The organism is Pseudomonas lalucatii, from assembly GCF_018398425.1.
In the GTDB taxonomy this organism is placed as follows: Bacteria; Pseudomonadota; Gammaproteobacteria; order Pseudomonadales; family Pseudomonadaceae; genus Aquipseudomonas; species Aquipseudomonas lalucatii.
Window position 1 is genome coordinate 945,524 of sequence record NZ_JADPMV010000002.1, and the last position, 18,210, is coordinate 963,733.

General features: G+C 68.1%; 16 protein-coding genes. 5 read left to right on the forward strand and 11 right to left on the reverse strand.

Annotated features, from left to right (window positions below; translation table 11 throughout):
* Nucleotides 1-23 precede the first annotated feature (23 nt).
* Nucleotides 24-851 (reverse strand): mechanosensitive ion channel family protein, encoded by an 828-nt coding sequence (locus I0D00_RS17840; RefSeq protein WP_213641154.1) that lies wholly within the window; start codon nt 849-851, stop codon nt 24-26.
* Nucleotides 852-990: 139 nt separating this feature from the next.
* Nucleotides 991-1,470, reverse strand: a complete 480-nt coding sequence (locus I0D00_RS17845; protein ID WP_213641155.1) for a YajQ family cyclic di-GMP-binding protein — start codon at nt 1,468-1,470, stop codon at nt 991-993.
* A gap of 150 nt (nt 1,471-1,620) precedes the next feature.
* Between I0D00_RS17845 and I0D00_RS17850 the strand changes: the two genes are divergently transcribed.
* Genes I0D00_RS17850 through I0D00_RS17865 form a run of 4 tightly spaced genes read left to right on the forward strand, consistent with a single transcriptional unit; the run spans nt 1,621 to nt 6,212 of the window.
* On the forward strand, nt 1,621-2,586 hold the full coding sequence (locus tag I0D00_RS17850; RefSeq protein WP_213641156.1) for a GGDEF domain-containing response regulator: 966 nt from the start codon (nt 1,621-1,623) through the stop codon (nt 2,584-2,586).
* A gap of 45 nt (nt 2,587-2,631) precedes the next feature.
* The gene (locus tag I0D00_RS17855) at nt 2,632-3,561 is read left to right on the forward strand and encodes a putative 2-dehydropantoate 2-reductase (protein WP_213641157.1); all 930 of its coding nucleotides are present in this window, start codon (nt 2,632-2,634) and stop codon (nt 3,559-3,561) included.
* A 48-nt stretch (nt 3,562-3,609) separates the two neighbouring features.
* Nucleotides 3,610-5,628 carry a HAMP domain-containing sensor histidine kinase gene (locus tag I0D00_RS17860; RefSeq protein WP_213641158.1) on the forward strand — a complete coding sequence of 673 codons (2,019 nt, stop codon included), beginning with the start codon at nt 3,610-3,612 and terminating at the stop codon, nt 5,626-5,628.
* A 2-nt stretch (nt 5,629-5,630) separates the two neighbouring features.
* Nucleotides 5,631-6,212 carry a cob(I)yrinic acid a,c-diamide adenosyltransferase gene (locus I0D00_RS17865; protein WP_213641159.1) on the forward strand — a complete coding sequence of 194 codons (582 nt, stop codon included), beginning with the start codon at nt 5,631-5,633 and terminating at the stop codon, nt 6,210-6,212.
* Here I0D00_RS17865 and I0D00_RS17870 read toward each other — a convergent pair.
* The 7 genes from I0D00_RS17870 to I0D00_RS17900 form a co-directional block, all read right to left on the reverse strand.
* Nucleotides 6,209-7,111: a pseudouridine synthase gene (locus I0D00_RS17870; RefSeq protein WP_213641160.1), complete on the reverse strand. Its 903-nt coding sequence runs from the start codon at nt 7,109-7,111 to the stop codon at nt 6,209-6,211. The two genes, I0D00_RS17865 and I0D00_RS17870, sit on opposite strands and share 4 nt — an antisense overlap.
* 145 nt (nt 7,112-7,256) lie before the next feature.
* Nucleotides 7,257-8,375 (reverse strand): HPP family protein, encoded by a 1,119-nt coding sequence (locus I0D00_RS17875; RefSeq protein ID WP_213641161.1) that lies wholly within the window; start codon nt 8,373-8,375, stop codon nt 7,257-7,259.
* 80 nt (nt 8,376-8,455) lie between these two features.
* The gene (locus tag I0D00_RS17880) at nt 8,456-9,397 is read right to left on the reverse strand and encodes a Nudix family hydrolase (RefSeq protein ID WP_213641162.1); all 942 of its coding nucleotides are present in this window, start codon (nt 9,395-9,397) and stop codon (nt 8,456-8,458) included.
* Nucleotides 9,394-10,026 (reverse strand): glutathione S-transferase family protein, encoded by a 633-nt coding sequence (locus I0D00_RS17885; RefSeq protein ID WP_213641163.1) that lies wholly within the window; start codon nt 10,024-10,026, stop codon nt 9,394-9,396. The genes I0D00_RS17880 and I0D00_RS17885 overlap by 4 nt, the downstream gene beginning before the upstream one ends.
* A 138-nt stretch (nt 10,027-10,164) precedes the next feature.
* A complete protein-coding gene (gene argJ, locus I0D00_RS17890; protein ID WP_213641164.1) occupies nt 10,165-11,382 on the reverse strand; it encodes a bifunctional glutamate N-acetyltransferase/amino-acid acetyltransferase ArgJ in 1,218 nt (405 codons plus the stop codon).
* A gap of 200 nt (nt 11,383-11,582) precedes the next feature.
* Nucleotides 11,583-14,318: a preprotein translocase subunit SecA gene (gene secA, locus I0D00_RS17895; RefSeq protein ID WP_213641165.1), complete on the reverse strand. Its 2,736-nt coding sequence runs from the start codon at nt 14,316-14,318 to the stop codon at nt 11,583-11,585.
* A gap of 118 nt (nt 14,319-14,436) precedes the next feature.
* Nucleotides 14,437-15,363 carry a M23 family metallopeptidase gene (locus I0D00_RS17900; protein WP_213641166.1) on the reverse strand — a complete coding sequence of 309 codons (927 nt, stop codon included), beginning with the start codon at nt 15,361-15,363 and terminating at the stop codon, nt 14,437-14,439.
* A gap of 81 nt (nt 15,364-15,444) precedes the next feature.
* On the opposite strand from I0D00_RS17900, the gene I0D00_RS17905 reads away from it, so the two are divergent.
* Nucleotides 15,445-15,897 (forward strand): DUF721 domain-containing protein, encoded by a 453-nt coding sequence (locus I0D00_RS17905; RefSeq protein WP_213641167.1) that lies wholly within the window; start codon nt 15,445-15,447, stop codon nt 15,895-15,897.
* A 93-nt stretch (nt 15,898-15,990) separates the two neighbouring features.
* Here the strand turns inward: I0D00_RS17905 and lpxC are convergent, their stop codons facing one another.
* Together lpxC and ftsZ are read right to left on the reverse strand one after the other, a co-directional pair.
* Entirely contained in the window at nt 15,991-16,902 is a 912-nt protein-coding gene (gene lpxC / locus I0D00_RS17910; protein WP_213641168.1) for a UDP-3-O-acyl-N-acetylglucosamine deacetylase, read from the reverse strand.
* 112 nt (nt 16,903-17,014) lie between these two features.
* Nucleotides 17,015-18,199 carry a cell division protein FtsZ gene (gene ftsZ, locus I0D00_RS17915; protein ID WP_213641169.1) on the reverse strand — a complete coding sequence of 395 codons (1,185 nt, stop codon included), beginning with the start codon at nt 18,197-18,199 and terminating at the stop codon, nt 17,015-17,017.
* Nucleotides 18,200-18,210 lie beyond the last annotated feature (11 nt).

Consider the following 18,210-nt stretch of genomic DNA (forward strand, 5'->3'; position numbering starts at 1 on the left):
CGAGGTCATCTGGATGCGGGCGCTCAGCCCGCCTGCAGCAGGTGCACCACCCGCTGCGGGAACGGAATGCCGATGCCAGCCTGCTCCAGGCGCTCCTTGGCCAGTTCGGTGAACTCGAAGGTCACCGGCCAGAAGTCCGCCGTCTCCACCCACACCCGCAGCGCCAGGTCGACCGAGCTCTCGCCCAGGCCCACCACGTAGACCACCGGCGCCGGGTCCTTGAGCACCCGCGCGTCCTCGGCGATCTGCAGCAACACCTCGCGGGCCTTCTTGATATCGCTGGAATAGTCGATGCCCACCTTGATCTCGGCACGGCGCTTCGGCTCACGGGAATAATTGGTGATGTGGCCGTTGGACAGGCTGCCGTTGGGCACTATCACCACCTTGTTGTCCGCGGTCTTCAGCGTGGTGTGGAAGATCTGAATGCTGTCGACGCTGCCGGACACGCCCTGCGCCTCGATCCAGTCGCCGGCGCGAAACGGGCGGAACAGCAGGATCAGCACGCCGCCGGCGAAGTTCGCCAGGCTGCCCTGCAGGGCCAGGCCGATGGCCAGGCCGGCGGCACCTATCGCCGCGATGAACGAGGTGGTCTCCACCCCCACCATCGAGGCCACGCTGACCAGCAGCAGCACCTTGAGGATGATGCCGGCCAGGCTGCCGATGAAACCGTGCAGGGCACGGTCGACGTTGCGCCTGGCCATCAGGCCGCCGACCTTGCGGGTCAGGGTGTTGATCAGCCACCAGCCGATCAGCAGGGTCAGCAGCGCCAGGGTCAGCTTGCCGCTGTAGTTCAGTACCACCGGCAGCCAGGTCTCCGACATCTTCAGCAGTTGCTCGAGGCTCATTTCCATTCTCCGCTCCTTCTCGCTCGTTCGTCCGCCATGGGTCTGCCAACCCATGAAACACGACCGCCATGGCGAGCCATGGCGGTCAAAGTGCTATCACCCTTGCTGCGACGCCCGCGCCGCGCAGAGGTTCAATCATTCGCAGTCAGTCGCGAAAATTGTTGAACTGCAGCGGCATGCCGAAGTCCTTGGCGCGCAGGCTGGCGATGCACTCCTGCAGGTCGTCGCGCTTCTTGCCGGTGATGCGCACCTGCTCGCCCTGGATCGCGGCCTGCACCTTGAGCTTGCCGTCCTTGATATGGGCGACGATCTTCTTCGCCAGCTCCTTGTCGATGCCTTCGCGCAGGGTCACCTCCTGCTTGACGCTCTTGCCCGAGGGGTAGGCGTCCTTGAACTCCAGGCACTGCACGTCGACCTTGCGCTTGACCAGGCAGAGCTTGAGAATCTCCAGCATCTGCTCCAGCTGGAAATCGGCATCGGCGGTCAGGTTGACGGTCAGTTCCTTCAACTCGAAGCTGCCTTTGCCACGCAGGTCGTAGCGGCGCTCCAGCTCCTTGATGGCATTGTCCACGGCGTTGGTGACTTCGTGTTTGTCCAGCTCGGACACCACGTCGAATGAGGGCATGGGCTTCCTCCTGATAAACGGCGCGACCCAAATCACGGACCGGGCACGCCTGGCTTGACGGTGAAAAAACCGAGCCAGTATATATCCTTAGCCATACACACTGCCCGGCGAAGTACCGGGCCCACGTGACTTTCCTGCGAGCCTGCCGCCATGCCCAACCCTCATCTCAGCATCCTGGTGGTGGATGACGCCAAGTTTTCCAGCGCCATGATCGGCCGCGCCCTGAGCCAGGCCGGCTACCAGGACCTGCGCTTCGCCAACAGCGCCGCCGAGGCCATCCGGCAGCTCGAGCAGCGCCCGGCCAGCGTGCTGCTGGCGGACTGGCTGATGCCGGAGATGGACGGCCTCGAGCTGACCGGACGGGTACGCCAGCTGGACGAGATGACCGAGCACTACACCTACGTCATGCTGCTGACCGGCAAGGAAGGCGAGAACGTGCTGGGCGAGGCCTTCGACCGCGGTGTGGACGACTTCGTCAGCAAGGCGGCGATGAACGAACAGCTGGTGCCGCGGGTATTCGCCGCCGACCGCCTGTGCAACACCCTGCAGCGCCTGCTCCAGGAGAATCGCCTGCTGACGCAGAACATCTCCAGCCTGGAGCAGCGCAATCTGGTCGACCCGCTGACCGGCCTGGGCAATTCGCGCTATCTGCAGCAGAAGCTGCAAGACAGCCTGCGCCAGATCGAATCCCGCGGCGGTGCGCTGTGCTACCTGCTGATCGGCCTGCAGGAGGCCGAAGCGCTGCGGCGCCAGCACGGCCAGGACCTCTACAACGAGCTGCTGCACGGCGCCGCCCGACGCCTGCAGCAGCTGGTGCGGCCGCTGGACGTGCTGGTGCGCCTGGACGACCGGCACTTCGCCCTGCTCACCCTCCCCGTCGACCTGCAGGACTGTTCGCCCGGCAGCTTCCGCCGCCTGCATGAAGGCCTGAACCTCAAGGCGTTCAAGACCAGCGAGGGCTTCATCGGCCTCAAGGCCGGCCTCAGCCTGGTCAGCCTCGACGGCAAGACCCTGCCGGTCGACCCGGACAGCCTGCTTCAGCAGGCCGCCCGCCTGCTGCCCGAGTCCTATGCCAGCGGCCGGATCGCCGCCCTGCGCCTGCCGCCGCGGCACTAGCGCGCCGCGAGCATGCCGGGGCGCGCCGCGATAGACTTGCCACCCATGAACGAAAGCCATGCAAGCACCTGGCACATACTCGGCGCCGGCAGCCTCGGCTGTCTGTGGGCGGTACGCCTGGCCCGCGCCGGTGTGCCGCTGCGGCTGATCCTGCGCAGCCCAGAGCGCCTGGCCGCCTATCGCCGCGCCGGCGGCCTGACCCTGGTCGAACGGGGCGCCGCCCGGCTCTACCCCCTGCAGGCGCAGACCGCCGCCGAACCCGCGCCGATCCGCCGCCTGCTGCTGGCCTGCAAGGCCTACGACGCCGCGGACGCCATCGCCGGCCTGGCGCCGCGCCTGGCCGCGGGGGCCGAGGTGATCCTGCTGCAGAACGGCCTGGGCAGCCAGGACGCGGTCGCCGCGCGGCTGCCCCAGGCCCGCTGCATCCTCGCCTCCAGCACCGAGGGCGCCTTTCGCGACGGTGACTTTCGCGTGGTGTTCGCCGGCCATGGCCACACCTGGCTCGGCGACCCGCAGGACCTGGCCCCGCCGACCTGGCTGGCGGACCTGCAGCGCGCCGGCATCGTCCACGACTGGAGCCTGGACATCCTCGCCCGGCTGTGGCGCAAGCTGGCCCTGAACTGCGCGATCAATCCGCTGACGGTACTCTACGACTGCCGCAACGGCGGCCTGCTGGAACACCCGGCGGAAGTCGCCACGCTCTGCGAAGAGCTCGCCGAGCTGCTGCAGCGCTGCGGCCAGCCCAGTGCCGCCAGCGCGCTGCACGACGAGGTGCAACGGGTGATCCAGGCCACCGCGGCGAACTATTCGTCGATGCACCAGGATGTCGCCCAGGGCCGCCGCACCGAGATCGCCTACCTGCTGGGCCACGCCTGCGCCGCGGCCGCGCGTCACCGCCTGGTGCTGCCGCACCTGACGACCCTGCACCAGCGCCTGCTCCGCCACCTGGCCGCACGCGGATTGCCCAGCCACTGAGGCCCGCGTTAACCTGCCCGCACCTCCGCCACCGCGACTCGCCCGCCCATGCCCCTGCGCCAGCGCCTCGAAAACCTGCCGGTCGGCCGCAAACTGCTCGCCGCCCTCCTGGTATTGCTGGCGGCGGTGCTGCTGGCGGCCAACCTGGCGTTCATCAGCGCCGCCTACTGGATCTCCCAGCAGAGCGTCGCCCCCCAGGCCCTGCACACCCTCGGCCGGCTGATCGCCAGCCCGCCGCTGAGCCACGAGGCCCTGAGCTCGGCGGACGCCGCCGAACGCCTGCTCGGCCGCCTGGACGACTACCCGCCGCTGCGCGCGGCGGTGCTCTACGGCAGCGACGGCGCCAGCCTGGCGCAGCTGCAGCGCGGCGAGCGGCTGCAGCTGCCGCAGCGCATCGAGGAGCTGGAGAACTGGCGCCGGCACGAGTTCCGCACCACCCACCTGGTCGAGCTGGCGCAACCGGGCCAGCGCTCCGGCTACCTGCTGCTGATCGCCTCGGGGGAGCTGCCCGGCGCCTTCTACACCGGCACCCTGACCGCCAGCGGGGCGATCCTGGCCTTCAGCGTGCTGCTCTGGCTGATAGTCGCGCGGCAGATACGCCGGCTGGTGACCAAGCCGATCCGCAAGCTGGAGGAGCTGTCGCGCCAGGTCACCCGCGAGGAAAACTACGCGCTGCGCGCCCGCCGCGGCCACCGCGACGAGATCGGCAGCCTGGCCGATGCCTTCAACACCATGCTGATGCGCATGGAGGCGCGCGAACAACAGCTCAAGCGCGCCCGCGACGACGCCCAGGCGGCCTTCGACCAGGCCCAGAGCCTGGCCGAGGAGACCCGCCACTCCAACCGCAAGCTGGAGCTGGAGGTGCAGGTGCGCAGCAAGATCGAGAAGAAGCTCACCGGCTTTCAGAACTACCTCAACAGCATCATCGACTCCATGCCCTCGGCGCTGATTGCCCTCGACGAGCAGCTCTACGTCACCCAGTGGAACCAGGAGGCCAGCGCCCTGTCCGGCACCTCCCTGAGCGAGGCGCTGAACCAGCCGGTGTTCCTCGCCTTCCCGCCGCTCAAGCCGTTTCTCGCCCAGCTCAGACGCACCGCCGAGCAGCACCGGGTAGAGAAGATCGAGCGGGTGACCTGGAGCAAGGACGAGGAGCCGCGCCACTACGCCCTGACCTTCTACCCGCTGATGGGCGGCGCCGGGCGCGGCGTGGTGATCCGCATCGACGACATCACCCAGCGCCTGAGCCTGGAGGAGATGATGGTGCAGTCCGAGAAGATGCTCTCGGTCGGCAGCCTGGCCGCCGGCATGGCCCACGAGATCAACAACCCCCTGGGCGCCATCCTGCACAACGTGCAGAACATCCGCCGGCGCCTGTCGCCGGAGCTGGAGAAGAACCGTGAACAGGCCGCGCAGCTGGGCCTGTGCCTGGAGGCCATCGACCAGTACCTGCAGGCCCGCAAGATCCCGCCCTTGCTCGACGGCATCCAGCAGGCCGGCACCCGCGCCGCGCGCATCGTCAGCCACATGCTCAGCTTCAGCCGGCGCAGCAGTCGCCAGCTGGCGCCCTGCACCCTGCCGGCGCTGATCGACCAGGCCCTGGAGATCGCCGGCAACGACTTCGACCTGACCGAAAGCTTCGACTTCAAGAGCCTGCTGATCCAGCGCGAATTCGACCCGGAGCTGGGGCCGGTGCCCGGCACCGCCAACGAACTGGAGCAGGTGCTGCTCAACCTGCTGAAGAACGCCGCCCAGGCCATCCACCAGCGCGAGAACACCAGCGTCCCCGGGCAGATCACCCTGCGCACCCGCCTGGCGCCGCCCTGGGCGGAGATCCAGGTGGAAGACAACGGCATCGGCATGCCCGAGGCGGTGCGCAAGCGCATCTTCGAGCCGTTCTTCACCACCAAGGAAGTCGGCCAGGGCACCGGGCTGGGGCTGTCGGTCTCCTACTTCATCATCACCAACAACCACAAGGGGCAGATGGAGGTGCAGTCCAAGCGCGGCCATGGCACCTGTTTCACCCTGCGCCTGCCGCTGGCCACCGCCGTCGAACATACGGAGTCCTGAACATGGGCAATCGACTGTCGAAGATCTACACGCGCACCGGCGACGCCGGCGAGACCGGCCTGGGCGACGGTCGCCGGGTGCCCAAGGACCACCCGCGGGTGGAAGCCATGGGCGAGCTGGACGGCCTCAACAGCCAGCTCGGCCTGCTGCTGGCCGAACTGGCCGAAGCGCTCGCCGCCTGTCCGGCGCTGGGCGAGCTAATCGAGGTGCTGGCGCCCTGTCAGCACCGCCTGTTCGACCTCGGCGGCGAACTGGCGATGCCGGCGTACCAGGCCCTGCACGCGGCCGAGGTCGAACGCCTGGAGGCGGCGATCGACCGCTGGAACGCCGAGCTCGGCCCGCTGCAGAACTTCATCCTCCCCGGCGGCTCCCGCCTGGTCGCCCAGGCCCACGTCTGCCGCAGCCTGGCGCGCAGCGCCGAACGCCGCTGCCAGCAGCTCAACGCCCTGGAGCCGCTGCGCGGCGTCGGCCTGGCCTACGTCAACCGCCTGTCCGACCTGCTGTTCGTCGCCGCGCGGCTGATCGCCCGGCGCCAGCAGGTCGATGAAGTGCTCTGGCAGGAGGCCGCCAAGCCCGACGCCTAGCCTCGGGGGAGCAGGCTGAGGCGGCTCTCGAAGCGACGCGGCTCGCCGCTGAGCGGATCGACGAACGCCAGGCCCCTGGCCAGCAGCTTGAGCGGCTTGGCATAGTCGTCCGCGGCATCGGCGGCGGCGCTCACCTCGGGATAGAAGGGGTCGTTGCAGATCGGCGCGCCGAGGGCGGCCAGGTGCACGCGCAGCTGGTGCTTCTTGCCGGTGATCGGATAGAGCGCGTAGCGCCACAGTGCGCCCAGCCGCTCGGCGACCTCGATGCGCGTCTCGCTGTTGGCCGCCCCGGCCACCTCGCGCATGCGGAAGAACGGCTCGCCGGGCGCCAGCCGGGTGTGGCGCAGCAGCGGGAAGTCCAGCTGCGGCAGCGCCGGCGCCAGCGCCTCGTAGCACTTGTCGATGCGCCGCTCGCGGAACAGCGCCTGGTAGCGACCGCGGCTCTCTGGATTGGTGGAGAACAGCACCAACCCGGCGGTATGCCGGTCGATGCGGTGCAGCGGCACCAGGTCGGCATTGCCCAGGCGCTTGGCCAGACGCGCCAGCAGGGTCTGCTCGACATACTCGCCGGCCGGCATCACCGGCAGGAAGTGCGGCTTGTCGGCCACCAGCAGGTGCTCGTCGAGGTGCAGCACAGTCTCCTCGAAGGGTATCGGCGTCTCGGCCGCCACCTCGCGGAAGTAATGCACCCGCAGCCCGACCCGGTAGGGCTGCTGCGGATCGATCGGCGCACCCTGGGCATCCAGCACCCGGCCACGGAGCATGCGCTGCAGCCACTGTTCGCGACCGACCGCCGGAAAGTGCCCGGCCAGGCAGTCGAGCACCGTGGCCCAGTTGCCCTGGGGCAGGTGCAGGGTGCTCGGGCGCAGGTTGGACGGGGAACGGGCGGGTACGGACATGAGCGAGTCGGCGGGCGGCGGCAGGCGGGGCCGCTATTAGGCCGCAGCCCGCGGCCCGGCGTCAAAGCCGCGCGTCGGCACCTGCAGGCTTTACTGCCCGGCCCCTGAGCATGAACTCCAGGGCCATGCCCGGCCGCCGGCGGCCCTAATCGGCGCGATCGGCGGCCGGCGCCGGCTCGCGCTCCAGGGCGCGGCGGTAGAGCGCCGTCACCAGATCGGTCTGGGTGACGATACCCAGCAGCACGCCGTCCTCGTCCAGCACCGGCACCTTGTGCACCTCGCCGCTGGCCAGGCGTTGTACCAGCTGGATGCTCGGCCAATCCGGGCCACAGCTCGGCACCTGGGTGCGCATCAGGGCCCGCACCGGCGCGTCGTCGGCGGCGTCCCCGCCCTGGAGCAGGTCATGCAGGTAGAGCATGCCCAGCAACTGGCGCCGCGGGTTCAGCACCGGCATGGCGGTCAGGCGATGCTCCTGCATCTTCGTCCAGGCCTCGGCCCGGCTGGTATCCGGCGCCAGGCACAGCACGTCGCGGGACATGATGTCGGCGCAGCGTACCTCGCCGAAGCGTCTGCGGTAGGCGCGTTCCTCGGTCTGACGGAGGATCTGCACCAGGTCCTCGCGGGCGATGTCGAGCAGCTCGTCGCGCTCGGCCAGCACCTCGTCCAGATCGGCGACGGTGAAGCCGAGGCGGTCGCGCGGCGGCAGGTCGCGGGTCTTGTGCGGGTTGGCCGCCTGGGTAGCGCGATGGGGATAGCGGCGGCGGAAGGCGTTGTTGAACACCAGGGCGATGACCAGCAGGCCCAGGCTGTTGAGCGCCACCGGATAGAAGGCGAACGAGTAGCCCAGTTGGGCGACCTCCTCGCCGCCCAGCACGGCGGTCAGGGCCACCGCGCCACCCGGCGGATGCAGGCAGCGCGACACGAACATCGCCACCAGGGCGATGGCCACCGCCACCCCGGCGGCCAGCAGGCTGTGCCCCAGCCAGTGGGCACAGGCGACGCCGACCAGGGCGGTGACCAGGTTACCGCCCAGCACCGACCAGGGCTGGGCCAGCGGGCTGGAGGGCACGGCGAACAGCAGCACGGCACAGGCGCCCATGGGGGCTACCAGCCAGAGACCGGCGTCGCCCAGGGCCTGACGCGCGACCCAGCCACTGAACAGCAGCCCCAGCAGCACGCCGAGGCTGCTCAGCAGTTGCTCGCCATGGCTGACGGCCATGGGCTCCGGCCAGAACGCCCGCAACCAGCCTTTAACGCCATTCACCACCGGAACTTCCACCTCTCGCGCACCATTTCGGGGCAGGCACTATACAGCGCCAGTCGCGCCCCGCGTCAAGCCGCCGCTCAGCCCGGCCAGAACGCGCGAATACCGGCCACGCCCTGCGCCCCGACCTGCCAGGCCCGCTCGACGTCCGCCGGGCCGACGCCGCCGAGCAGGTAGGCCGGCCGATCGAAGCCCTGCAGCAACTCGCGGGCCCGCGCCCAGCCCAGGGGCTGCGCCCCGGGGTGGCTGGCGGTGGCCTGCAACGGCGACAGGGTGACGAAGTCCACCCCCAGCTGCGCGGCCAGGGCCAGCTCCTCGGCGCCGTGGCAGGAGGCGGCCAGCCAGCGCTGCGCCGGCAGCGGCCGCCCGGCCGCCGCCAGCTGGCGCAGCTGCGCGGAGGTCAGGTGCCAGCCGGCGGCGGGGAAATCGCCGAGCCACTCCAGCGGTCCCTTGAGCATCAGCTGGGCGCGCCCGGCGCACAGCCCCTGGACATCCACCGCCAGGTCGCGGTACTGGGCGTCGAACATCGCCGGTGCGCGCAACTGCAACAGGCGGATGCCGTCGGCCAGCGCAGCCTGCACGCCGCGCAGCAGGGTCGGCGCCGCCAGGCCGTCCGGGGTGATCAGGTAACGCTCGGGCAGCCGGGCCGCGGCGACTATCGGCCGGTTGGCCGCGGGAAACTCGTAGTCGCCCAGCTGCCGCGGAGCGACCCAGGCCAGCGGTTGGCCCTCGGCGCCGTGGGGCTCGCCGGAGAAGGCCGAGACCTCCCAGACATCCAGCAGCACCTGCTTGTCCGGATAGTCGTGGCGCACCTGGATCAGCGGCCGCGCCGCCGTCGGGCAAATGCCCAGCTCCTCCTCCAGCTCCCGGGCCAGGGCCGTCGGCACCGCCTCCCCGGCCTCCACCTTGCCGCCGGGAAATTCCCACAGGCCGCCCTGGTGCTTGTCGTCCGGGCGCTTGGCGATCAGCACCCGACCATCCGCGGCGCGGATCACCGCCGCCGCCACATGCACACGCTTCATTCCAGTCGCTCCGTCTGCGCCGCCCGGTACCAGCGCTGAAAGGCCGGCCACTGGTAGAGGGTCGCGACATAGGCCGCGGCCGCCTCGGGCAGCTCGACCCGGTAACCGCGCAGGCGCGCCGCCACCGGGGCGAAGAAGGCGTCCGCCAGGCTGGCGTGGCCGAACAGGAAGGGGCCATCCTGGCCGAAGCGCTCACGGCACTGTGCCCACAGCGCGCAGATGCGCTCGATGTCGGCCTGGGCCTCGGCCGGCATCCTGTCCAGCGCCTGGTCGCGCTTGAGGTCCATGGGCAGATGGCTGCGCAGGGCCGCGAAGCCGCTGTGCATCTCCGCACACAGGCTGCGGGCCAGGGCGCGGGCGTATTCGCCCCGCGGCCACAGGTGGGCTTCGGGAAAGCGCTCGGCGAGGTATTCGCCGATCGCCAGCGAGTCCCACACCGGACCGGCTTCGGTCTTCAGCAGCGGCACCTTGCCGCTGGGCGAGTGCTCGAGGATGCGCGCCTTGCTGTCCGGACGATCCAGCGGGATCAACACTTCCGTATAGGGCGCCTCGGCCAATTCCAGGGCCAGGGCCGCGCGCAGCGACCAGGACGAGTAGGTTTTATCGCCGATGACCAGGGTCAGGGACACGGGGGGCCGCTCCTTGCGTGACTGAATAGGGAAAGCTCAAACGACGGTAAGAGGCGGCCCGGTCAATAGCAAATTCCCGTTGTTCATGGGCCCATGAACAACGGGAATAGGGTCACGGCCGCTAGGCGCTCGCCGCGATCAGGTGCGGTACTCGGCGTTGATCTTGACGTACTCGTGGGACAGGTCGGTGGTCCAGATGGTCTCGCTGCAGGCGCCGCGGCCCAGCTCGATGCGGATGCCGATCTCCTCCCGGGCCATCACCGCCGCGCCCTGCTCCTCGGTGTAGCTGGCCGCGCGGCAGCCGCGGCTGGCGATGCACACGTCGCCGAGAAAGACATCGATCTTGCTCACGTCCAACTGCGCCACGCCGGCACGGCCGACCGCGGCGAGGATGCGCCCCCAGTTCGGGTCGGAGGCGAACAGCGCGGTCTTGATCAACGGCGAATGGGCCACGGCGTAGCCGACATCCAGGCACTCCTGGTGGGTCGCGCCGCCGTTGACCGTAACCGTGACGAACTTGGTCGCACCCTCGCCGTCACGGACGATGGCCTGGGCCACCTCCATGCACACCGCGAATACCGCCTCCTTCAGCTTGGCGAACAGCGCGCCGCTGGCCTGGCTGATCTCCGCCAGCGGCGCCCGGCCGGTGGCGATCAGCATGCAGCAGTCGTTGGTCGAGGTGTCGCCGTCGATGGTGATGCGGTTGAACGACTTGTTCGCCGCGTCGCGCAGCAGGTCCTGCAGCACACCCTGGGCGACCTTGGCGTCGGTGGCGATGTAGCCGAGCATGGTCGCCATGTTCGGCTTGATCATGCCGGCGCCCTTGCTGATGCCGGTGACGGTGACGGTGACGCCGTCGTGCTCGAATTGGCGGCTGGCGCCCTTGGGCAGGGTGTCGGTGGTCATGATGCCGGTGGCGGCCTCGGCCCAGTTGTCCTCCGCCAGGTCGTCCAGGGCCGCCTGCAGGGCGCCCTCGATCTTCTCCACCGGCAACGGCTCGCCGATCACCCCGGTGGAGAACGGCAGCACCGCCTCCGCCTCGACCCCGGCCAGCTTGGCCAGGCTGGCGCAGGTGCGTGCCGCGTTCTGCAGGCCCGCCTCGCCGGTACCGGCGTTGGCGTTGCCGGTGTTGGTCAGCAGGTAGCGCACGGCGCCCGAGACGCGCTGCTTGGCCAACAGCACCGGCGCGGCGCAGAAGGCGTTGAGGGTGAACACCCCGGCGACGCTGGAGCCTTCGGCGCAGCGCATCACCACCACATCCTTGCGCCCGGGGCGCTTGATGCCGGCCGAGGCGATGCCCAGCTCGAAACCTGGAACCGGGTGCAGGGTAGACAGCGGGCCAAGACCAACAGCCATGAAAGTGCTCCTTGAGTATGCAGAACTGGACGTCGAACGCGGCGAGCTTCGCCCGGCATCGACGCCCCGTGGATAAAGGACCTGCCAGCGGACAGGACCGGATTCGATGGTAAAACGCCGCGAGCGGTGTCGACCGTTCGCGGCGTTGCAAGCCTGGACCAAGCATAGCCGAGGCCTGCCTGGCGATGCCTGGCCTGGCCCTAGCTGACCTGGCCGTGGCAGTGCTTGTACTTCTTGCCGGAGCCACAGGGGCATGGCTCGTTGCGGCCGATCTTCTGCTCGGTGCGCACCGGCGCCGCGGCCACCGCCACGTCGCCCTCCTCGGCCGCGGCCTCGGGCTGGGCCAGGGCGGAGGCCTGGGCGTGCTGGAACTGCATGCGCTGGGCCAGGGCCTCGGCCTCGCGGCGCAGGCGCTCCTCTTCCTCGGCCGGGTCTTCGCGGCGCACCTGGACGTGGGACAGCACGCGGATGGTGTCGCGCTTGATCGAGTCGAGCAGCTCCTGGAACAGGGTGAAGGATTCGCGCTTGTACTCCTGCTTGGGGTTCTTCTGTGCGTAGCCGCGCAGGTGGATGCCGTGGCGCAGGTGGTCCATGGTCGACAGGTGGTCCTTCCACAGGTCGTCCAGCACCCGCAGCAGGATCTGCTTCTCGAAGGTGCGCAGGGCCTCGGCGCTGGCCAGCTCCTCCTTCTCGTTGTAGGCGGCGATCAACTCCTGGAGGATGCGCTCGCGCAGGGTCTCCTCGTACAGCTTGGCGTCCTCGTCGAGCCACTGCTGGATCGGCAGTTTCGCCGCGAAGCTGCCGTGCAGCGCCTCTTCCAGGCCGGGGATGTCCCATTGCTCGGGCATCGACTGCGGCGGGATATAGGTGTTGATGGTGCCGTCCAGCACCTCGCGGCGGAAGTCGGCGATGGTCTCGCCGATGTCGTCGGCGGCCAGCAGCGTATTGCGCATGTGGTAGATCACCTTGCGCTGCTCGTTGGCCACGTCGTCGAACTCCAGCAGCTGCTTGCGCATGTCGAAGTTGCGTCCCTCGACCTTGCGCTGGGCCTTCTCGATGGCGTTGGTCACCATGCGGTGCTCGATGGCCTCGCCGGCCTGCATGCCCAGGGCCTTCATGAAGTTCTTCACCCGGTCGGAGGCGAAGATGCGCATCAGGCTGTCTTCCAGCGACAGGTAGAAGCGGCTGGAGCCCGGGTCGCCCTGACGGCCGGAACGGCCACGCAGCTGATTGTCGATGCGCCGCGACTCGTGGCGCTCGGAGGCGATCACGTGCAGGCCGCCGGCCTCGATCACCTGCTGGTGGCGCTTCTGCCACTCGGCCTTGATCTGCGCGACCTGCTCGGCGCTGGGATTCTCCAGCGCCGCCACCTCGACCTCCCAGTTGCCGCCCAGGAGGATGTCGGTACCGCGACCGGCCATGTTGGTGGCGATGGTCAGCGCACCCGGGCGACCGGCCTGGGCGATGATCTCGGCTTCCTTCTCGTGGAACTTGGCGTTGAGCACCTTGTGCTCGATGCCTTCCTTGTCGAGCAGCGCGGAGACGTACTCGGAGGTCTCGATCGAGGCGGTGCCGACCAGGATCGGCCGGCCCTGGGCCTGGCACTCCTTGATGTCGGTGATGATCGCCGCGTACTTCTCCTCCTGGGTCAGGTAGACCAGGTCGTTGAAGTCCTTGCGCGCCAGCGGCCGGTTGGTCGGGATCACCACCACGGCCAGGCCATAGATCTGGTGGAACTCGAAGGCCTCGGTGTCGGCGGTGCCGGTCATGCCGGAGAGCTTGGTATAGAGGCGGAAGTAGTTCTGGAAGGTGGTCGAGGCCAGGGTCTGGCTCTCGGCCTGGATCGGCAGCCCTTCCTTGGCCTCGATGGCCTGGTGCAGGCCCTCGGACAGGCGCCGTCCCGGCATGGTGCGGCCGGTGTGCTCGTCGATCAGCAGCACCTGGTTGTTCTGCACGATGTACTCGACGTTGCGCTGGAACAGGGTGTGGGCGCGCAGGCCGGCATAGACGTGGGTCAGCAGGCCGAGGTTGTGCGCCGAGTAGAGGCTCTCGCCCTCGGCCAGCAGCCCGGCCTGGGTCAGCAGGTCCTCGACGAACTGGTGGCCGGCCTCGTTGAGCTCGACCTGGCGGCTCTTCTCGTCGACCTTGTAGTGGCCCTCCTGGGTGACCACGCCCTCCTCTTCCTCGATGTGCTGCTTGAGGCGCGGGATCAGCTTGTTGACCTCGGTGTACAGCTTGGAGCTGTCCTCGGCCTGGCCGGAGATGATCAGCGGGGTGCGCGCCTCATCGATGAGGATCGAGTCGACTTCGTCGATCACCGCGAAGTTCAGCTCGCGCTGAAACTTCTCGTCCAGGCTGAAGGCCATGTTGTCGCGCAGGTAGTCGAAGCCGAATTCGTTGTTGGTGCCGTAGGTGATGTCGGCGGCATAGGCCGCGCGCTTCTCTTCCGGCGGCATGAAGGGCGTGACGATGCCCACCGACATGCCGAGGAATTCGTACAGCGGGCGCATCCAGTTGGCGTCGCGACGGGCCAGGTAGTCGTTGACCGTGACCACGTGCACGCCCTTGCCGGACAGCGCGTTGAGGTAGACCGCCAGGGTCGCCACCAGGGTCTTGCCTTCGCCGGTGCGCATCTCGGCGATCTTGCCTTCGTGCAGGGTCATGCCGCCGATCAGCTGCACGTCGAAGTGGCGCATGCCCATCACCCGCTTGCCCGCCTCGCGGGCTACGGCGAAGGCTTCGGCCAGCAGTTGATCGAGGGTTTCGCCTTGCGCCAGGCGGGCCTTGAATTCGTCGGTCTTGGCGCGCAGCTGCTCGTCCGAGAGTGCGAGCATCTGCTCCTCGAAGGCATTGACGGTTTGCACCATCTTGAGCATGCGTTTGACTTCACGCTCATTCTTGCTTCCAAAGAGTTTCTTCAACAAAGGCGCAAACATATCGACAGGATCTTCCAGGCGTATGGATGAAGGGCGGCCCGCGGACGGCCCATTGCAGCCCTCATGGCTGCGTGCGAAGGGGGCATTCTACCCGGAAACGAAGATGAGGAAAGCGGCGTTATTCCACGCCGCTGACCCGCGCGATGAAGCTGGCGGGGTTGATCACACGGCCATTTTTGCTGACTTCGAAGTGCACATGATAGCCGGTGGAACGACCGGTGCTGCCGACCTTGGCGATGGTCTGGCCGCGCTGCACCAGGTCGCCGACCTGGACCAGGTTACTGCGGTTGTGGGCGTAGAGGGTGACATAGCCGTCGGCATGGCTGATCTCCACCGTGTTGCCGTAGCCGGAACGACGCCCCGACGCCGTGACCACCCCGGCCGCCACCGCCACCACGTCACTGCCGGCCTTGGCGGCGAAGTCCACGCCCTTGTGCATGCTCAGGCGCCCGCTCAAGGGGTCGGTGCGCCGGCCGAACGGAGAAGAGATGTAGCCCTGCAGCACCGGGCGCCCGGCCAGGTACTCGGCCTCGTCGAGACGCCGCTCGGCCAGCAGCTGCTCCAGCACCTCGAGCTGCTGCTCGCGGCTGTCCAGACGCAGGGCCAAGTCATCCAGGGTGCTGATGAAGGGCGGCGGCGCATAGGCGGCGCCGCCGAGGATTTCCTCCGGGCCGCCCTGGCCGACATCCAGGGAGAAGTCGAACTCGCTGGAGTCCAGCTCGGCCAGTTCGGTCAGGCGCTCGCCCAGGGCATCCAGGCGGGTCAGGCGCGCCTGCAACTCGGCGACATGGGCGGCGAAGGCGTCCAGCTGGCGCTGGGCATCGACGCGCACCGCACCGACCTCGGCGCGCTGGCGATCCAATGCCTCGGTGATCTGCGCGCTATCCTGCAGCCTGGGTGCCTGGGGCGCCCACCAGGCACCGACCGCCACCCCACTGCCGAGCGCGGCGACGACCAGTACGGCCAGCGCCATCAGCAGCCAGTGTAAATCCAGGCTGAGCGAGCGCGCGGCGCCGTGGCGCCGACTGAGTAAGATGATTTGCATGGCTTCCCCTATAAGGTGGAGCCCAAGTCGGCAGCAGGGTTTCTGCTACCATGGCGGCTCCACAATTTCAGGCGTCCTGCCATGACCTTTCGTCCCTTGCCGGCTCGAGCCCCCGCCGCGCTGCTGCGCGAGGCGAAGCCCTTGAAAGCGCTGTTCAATCAGGCGCAACGCCTCGATCACCTGCAGCGCTTGCTGGAGAGCCAGCTGCAACCCGCGGCCCGCGAGCACTGCCATGTGGCGTCGTGGCGCGAGGGTTGCCTGCTTCTTATCGTCACCGATGGCCACTGGGCCACCCGCTTGCGTTACCAGCAACGGCGCCTGCTCAGGCAGTTGCAGGCACTCGAAGAGTTCGCGACCTTAGCGAAAATCCTCTTCAAGGTGCAACCGCCGACCGCTGAAAGGCGTGCACCCCGTCGCACTATCAACCTGTCCGAGAGCGCCGCAGAGAATATTCAGGCCACCGCCGAGGGCATCAGCGACCCCAAGCTGCGCGCCGCCCTCGAGCGCCTGGCCAAGCACCGCGGCGCCGACTGAGCGCCGGCTCGCCGCCTTCCATCCCGACATCCGCGGCAAAAAAAGAGGCCACCCCGGGGGTGGCCTCGAATCAACAACGGAAGGAGGTGTCGCTTACACGGCCGCTACCGGGCGCATGTAGGAGATGGGCGCGGTCGTGGCGTCCTCGAACGTGACCGTCTCCCAGGCATCGGTCTGCTCGATCAGGGTGCGCAGCAGGCGGTTGTTCAGCGCATGCCCCGACTTGAAGCCCTTGAACTCGCCGATCAGGCTGTTGCCCAGCAGGTAGAGGTCGCCGATGGCGTCGAGGATCTTGTGCTTGACGAACTCGTCCTCGTAACGCAGGCCGTCTTCGTTGAGCACGCGGTACTCGTCCACCACGATGGCGTTATCCACGCTGCCGCCGAGCGCCAGGTTCTGCGAGCGGAGGAACTCGATGTCGCGCATGAAGCCGAAGGTGCGCGCCCGGCTGACTTCCTTGACGAAGGAGGTGCTGGAGAAGTCGACGCTGGCCGACTGCGTGCGGTTGCGGAACACCGGGTGATCGAAATCGATCTCGAAGGTCACCTTGAAACCATCGAAGGGCACGAAGGTGGCGCGCTTGTCGCCCTCCTCCACCGTGACCTCACGGATGATGCGGATGAACTTCTTCGCCGCCTCCTGCTCCTGCAGGCCGGCGGATTGAATCAGGAACACGAAGGGACCGGCGCTGCCATCCATGATCGGCACTTCGGACGCGGAGAGTTCGACGTAGGCGTTATCGATGCCCAGGCCAGCCATGGCCGAAAGCAGGTGCTCTACCGTATCCACCTTGACGTCACCATTGACCAAGGTGGTCGACATGGTGGTTTCACCGACATTGCTCGCCCGCGCGGCGATTTCCACCACGGGGTCGAGATCGGTACGACGGAACACGATCCCGGTGTCCACAGGTGCCGGCTTCAGGGTCAGGTATACCTTCTCCCCGGAATGCAGGCCGACGCCGGTGGCGCGGATAATGTTCTTCAGGGTGCGTTGTCTGATCATGGCTCTGGCCGCTATAGCACTAGTTGCGAATTGTTTTCAACAATGGCCGGCGATGATAGCAGAACCGGCCTTTGCTGAACACCAATCACCCCAATACTCCTGATACATTCCATCAATCGGCCTGGCGACGCAGGAAGGCCGGGATGTCCAGATAATCCAGGTCGTCCTGCGGGTTCATCTTGGCTGCTGCCGCGGCACCGCCATGGCTCTGGCGCTGCACGGTAGGCCGCTCGTAGTCCTTGTAGTTGACGCTCTGCTCGGCACGCGCCGGGGCCGCCTGGGGCGCCGCGCTGGCGGTGACCTGCACGGTGTTGTCGACCACCTTGACCGGCTTCTCGATGCGCGCACCCAGACCGGTGGCGACCACGGTGACGTGCAACTCGTCGCGCATGTCCGGATCGATCACGGTACCCACCTTGACGGTGGCGTGCTCGGAGGCGAACTGCTCGATGATGTTACCGACGTCCGAGTACTCACCCAGGGACAGGTCGGGACCGGCGGTGATGTTGACCAGGATGCCGCGGGCACCCTGCAGGTTGACGTCTTCCAGCAGCGGGTTGCGGATCGCCGCCTCGGTGGCTTCGCGGGCGCGGTTCGGGCCGCTGGCGCAGCCGGTGCCCATCATCGCCATGCCCATCTCGCTCATGACCGTTTTCACGTCGGCGAAGTCGACGTTGATCATGCCCGGACGCTTGATGATGTCGGAGATGCCGCGCACCGCGCCGGCCAGCACGTCGTCCGCCTTGGCGAAGGCCGACAGCAGGCTGGCGTCCTTGCCGAGAATGGTCAGCAGCTTCTCGTTGGGGATGGTGATCAGCGAGTCGACGCTTTCCGACAGCGCACGGATGCCCTCGTCGGCGATCTGCATGCGCTTGCGGCCCTCGAACGGGAACGGCCGGGTGACCACCGCCACGGTGAGGATGCCCAGCTCCTTGGCCACTTCGGCGATCACCGGCGCGGCACCGGTGCCGGTGCCGCCGCCCATGCCGGTGGTGATGAACACCATGTCGGTGCCCTGCAGCACCTCGGCGATGCGCTCGCGATCTTCCAGCGCGGCCTGACGGCCGACCTCCGGATTGGCGCCGGCGCCCAGGCCCTTGGTCACGCCCGGGCCGAGCTGCAGCACGGTGCGCGCACCGATGTTCTTCAGCGCCTGGGCATCGGTGTTGGCGCAGATGAACTCGACGCCCTCGATGTTGTTCTTCGCCATGTGGTTGACCGCGTTGCCGCCGCCGCCACCCACGCCTATTACCTTGATGACCGCGCTTTGCGGGACATTGTCTACGAGTTCGAACATTTTCCCTCTCC

Bases quoted from the DNA above. Each gene is read 5' to 3' on its own strand.
- I0D00_RS17880 (WP_213641162.1), bottom strand. From the start codon at position 9,397: ATGAAGCGTGTGCATGTGGCGGCGGCGGTGATCCGCGCCGCGGATGGT.
- I0D00_RS17840 (WP_213641154.1), bottom strand. From the start codon at position 851: ATGGAAATGAGCCTCGAGCAACTGCTGAAGATGTCGGAGACCTGGCTG.
- I0D00_RS17855 (WP_213641157.1), top strand. From the start codon at position 2,632: ATGAACGAAAGCCATGCAAGCACCTGGCACATACTCGGCGCCGGCAGC.
- I0D00_RS17900 (WP_213641166.1), bottom strand. From the start codon at position 15,363: ATGCAAATCATCTTACTCAGTCGGCGCCACGGCGCCGCGCGCTCGCTC.
- secA (WP_213641165.1), bottom strand. From the start codon at position 14,318: ATGTTTGCGCCTTTGTTGAAGAAACTCTTTGGAAGCAAGAATGAGCGT.
- I0D00_RS17870 (WP_213641160.1), bottom strand. From the start codon at position 7,111: ATGTCCGTACCCGCCCGTTCCCCGTCCAACCTGCGCCCGAGCACCCTG.
- ftsZ (WP_213641169.1), bottom strand. From the start codon at position 18,199: ATGTTCGAACTCGTAGACAATGTCCCGCAAAGCGCGGTCATCAAGGTA.
- argJ (WP_213641164.1), bottom strand. From the start codon at position 11,382: ATGGCTGTTGGTCTTGGCCCGCTGTCTACCCTGCACCCGGTTCCAGGT.
- lpxC (WP_213641168.1), bottom strand. From the start codon at position 16,902: ATGATCAGACAACGCACCCTGAAGAACATTATCCGCGCCACCGGCGTC.
- I0D00_RS17845 (WP_213641155.1), bottom strand. From the start codon at position 1,470: ATGCCCTCATTCGACGTGGTGTCCGAGCTGGACAAACACGAAGTCACC.
- I0D00_RS17905 (WP_213641167.1), top strand. From the start codon at position 15,445: ATGACCTTTCGTCCCTTGCCGGCTCGAGCCCCCGCCGCGCTGCTGCGC.
- I0D00_RS17865 (WP_213641159.1), top strand. From the start codon at position 5,631: ATGGGCAATCGACTGTCGAAGATCTACACGCGCACCGGCGACGCCGGC.
- I0D00_RS17850 (WP_213641156.1), top strand. From the start codon at position 1,621: ATGCCCAACCCTCATCTCAGCATCCTGGTGGTGGATGACGCCAAGTTT.
- I0D00_RS17860 (WP_213641158.1), top strand. From the start codon at position 3,610: ATGCCCCTGCGCCAGCGCCTCGAAAACCTGCCGGTCGGCCGCAAACTG.